Origin of the sequence: Staphylococcus coagulans, from assembly GCF_002901995.1 — a bacterium.
GTDB lineage: Bacteria > Bacillota > Bacilli > Staphylococcales > Staphylococcaceae > Staphylococcus > Staphylococcus coagulans.
Window position 1 is genome coordinate 1 of sequence record NZ_PPQN01000120.1, and the last position, 2,820, is coordinate 2,820.

General features: G+C 30.1%; 3 protein-coding genes. All 3 read left to right on the forward strand.

Annotated features, from left to right (window positions below; all coding sequences use genetic code 11):
• The first annotated feature begins 266 nt into the window (after positions 1 to 266).
• The 3 genes from CD118_RS11630 (at position 267) to CD118_RS11640 (ending at position 2,589) form a co-directional block, all read left to right on the forward strand.
• The gene (locus CD118_RS11630) at positions 267 to 1,211 is read left to right on the forward strand and encodes a beta-channel forming cytolysin (RefSeq protein WP_050330606.1); all 945 of its coding nucleotides are present in this window, start codon (positions 267 to 269) and stop codon (positions 1,209 to 1,211) included.
• Between the two features lie 2 nt (positions 1,212 to 1,213).
• The gene (locus tag CD118_RS11635) at positions 1,214 to 2,191 is read left to right on the forward strand and encodes a beta-channel forming cytolysin (protein WP_050330607.1); all 978 of its coding nucleotides are present in this window, start codon (positions 1,214 to 1,216) and stop codon (positions 2,189 to 2,191) included.
• Between the two features lie 260 nt (positions 2,192 to 2,451).
• On the forward strand, positions 2,452 to 2,589 hold the full coding sequence (locus CD118_RS11640) for a beta-class phenol-soluble modulin (protein ID WP_050330608.1): 138 nt from the start codon (positions 2,452 to 2,454) through the stop codon (positions 2,587 to 2,589).
• The last annotated feature ends 231 nt before the right edge of the window (positions 2,590 to 2,820 follow it).

Sequence of the window (2,820 nt, forward strand, 5' to 3'; positions counted from 1 at the left end):
GAATAAAGGAATAAATAATTGTCAATATTGTGAAATAATAATCAAACAATTATTAGTATATAATGAATAATATTAATTTTTACAGATATTAATAAAAATAAAGTTCGACAAGAGCGGTTTTAAAGGGTTTTTAAAAATATTTCCCACTAATGATTTTAGTTTATTGTTATTTATGAATATTTAATAGTGAGTTAAGAAATATTTTTGTACTTTGATGATAAGATAATAGTGAAATAAAAATAACTTTTAGAAACGGGGCGAAGACAATGAAAAATAATAAACTTTTAAAAAAGGTAATTGCCTTAAGTTTAATTACATCATTTATTGTCGCCGAACAACAAAATGTATTCGCAGCAAGTGATAATTTCGAAAGCATTGGGGATAATGCGCAAGTTATTAAAAGAACGAAAGATATTAGTAGTAACAAATGGGGTGTCACTCAAAATATTCAATTTGATTTTATTAAAGATCCAAAATATAACAAAGACGCTCTGATAATTAAAACTCAAGGTTTTATCAAATCCAAAACAAGATATCAAAGAAATCGTCAGTTCCCAGATGTGGCTCAAATGCTTTGGCCGTTTCAATATAATATTGCATTGAAAGTTGATGACCAAAACGCAAGTATCATTAATTACTTGCCAAAAAACAAAACAGATTCGATTGATGTCAAAGAAACATTAGGTTACGCGATTGGGGGTACATTTAAACCGGATCCTTCTTTAAATATTAATGCCTCCGTCAACTATATGAAGTCAATCAGTTATAACCAATCAAGTTATGTCAGTGAAGTAGAGAACCAAAACTCTAAAAATGTAGCATGGGGCGTTAAAGCAAATGAATTTAATATCGATGGCAATAAAATATCTGCCTATGATAAATACCTCTTTTTCGGTGGAAATTCTATACGTAAGACGCCAAGAGATTTCTTTGTACCGGATAATCAATTGCCACCGCTTGTATTAAGTGGCTTTAATCCATCATTCTTAACTACAATCTCACATGATAAAGATACAAGTGAAACTTCAGAAATCGAAATTTCATTAGGTAGAAATCTAGATGTAACAAGTGTTTGGAGACATATACCGGGATCTCATGCAAGTTACATTGACACAAGTAGAACACATAATGCATTTACTAATCGTAATTTTAAAGTTAAATACTTAGTTAACTGGAAAACACACGAAATAAAAGTGAAAGGTAAGAATTAATTATGAAATTAAATCAATTAATTAAAACAACAGTCGTCACTTCAGCAGCGTTCTTATTACTTTCAACAAATGTATTTGCAAACCAGGACCTCCAGCCAGTAAAAATGGAAAAACCTGACTCGAATACAACCATTTATAAAACAACAGCTACTGCAGATGCAGATCGATTTAATATATCACAAATTTTAAACTTAAATTTTATTGAAGATAAAAATTATAATAAAGATACGCTGATTGTTAAAGCATCAGGTAATATTTATTCTGGTTATTTAAGACCAAATCCGAACGATTACAATTATTCTGTTCTTCCTTGGGGCGGTAAATATAATGTCACTTTAAATGCATTAAAAGGGGATTCAACAACGGTTGTTGATTACGCACCTAAAAATCAAACTGATAGCTTTCAAGTCCAAAATACATTAAGTTACGGAGGCGGTGGAGATATCAATATCTCTAATAATCCAACAGGTAGCTTAAACGGAAAATATTCATTTTCTGAATCAATCAGTTATAAACAAGAAGATTATAGAACATATATCAATAGTGGTACAAACTACAAACAAGTCAGCTGGGGTGTTGAAGCGAATAAAATTATGAATAATGGCTGGGGTCCATATGGTAGAGATGCAGATGATAATGGTGGCACATATGGTAACGAATTATTTTTAGCGAAAAGAAACAGTAGTGCGAATGCCGGTCAAAACTTTATACCAGACTATCAAATTCCTTTATTAGCACGTAGTAATTTTAACCCAGAATTTTTGAGTGTATTCACTCACAAAAAAAATGACCATAAAAAAACACAATTAAAAGTGACATATCAACGTGAAACAGACTTTTATGAAATTATATGGAATGGTTTTTTCTGGAGAGGTCATAACAGAAAGAACTATGATCCGAAAACATTTAATACAATTTACGAAATAGATTGGCAAAACCACACTGCTAAAGTAGTTAAATCTTGGACAGAAGGCTACTAAAAATAATAAAAGCTACAGGCGCTATTAGATATTTTCATTAGTGCCTGTAGCTTTTATATATCAAAGGAGAAAAGGATAGACAATATAGAAAATGAAATACAAAATAAAATGCTTAACCAACACTTAGGCATGCGTTATCGTGTTGCTTTTTATTGTTTTATTTCACTTAAGAAGAGTATCTTTTAAATTAAGAAACGAAAATAAAATTATCAAAAAAATGATTTAAAATAAAACTATACAGATAGAGGAGGTGCATATCAATGAAAGAATTATTTGATTCAATTACAAACATCGTTACTTCAGCAATCGGGCATGACTGGACAAGCATGGGTGCAGCAATCGTAGCAACAGTACAACATGGTGTAGAATTAGTGACTAAAATCTTTGGAATTGGATAATATTCAAACCTTTATAGCAATTAAGAAATTTTAAAGCATCATTTCTTAATTGCTATTTTTGTGCCGAAATTTAGTCAGACTGAACGCCATAACGTAAGCATTGGTTTTAGGAGATTTCTCTATAAATGTCTAGTATTTAAAAAATTGTGATATTATCATTGAGTAATGAAATATTTTAAAAGTCTTCAAATTCATATGATATGCTGATTGAACCAAATAAAACAAATAATG

Bases quoted from the DNA above. Each gene is read 5' to 3' on its own strand.
- CD118_RS11635 (WP_050330607.1), top strand. From the start codon at position 1,214: ATGAAATTAAATCAATTAATTAAAACAACAGTCGTCACTTCAGCAGCG.
- CD118_RS11640 (WP_050330608.1), top strand. From the start codon at position 2,452: ATGAAAGAATTATTTGATTCAATTACAAACATCGTTACTTCAGCAATC.
- CD118_RS11630 (WP_050330606.1), top strand. From the start codon at position 267: ATGAAAAATAATAAACTTTTAAAAAAGGTAATTGCCTTAAGTTTAATT.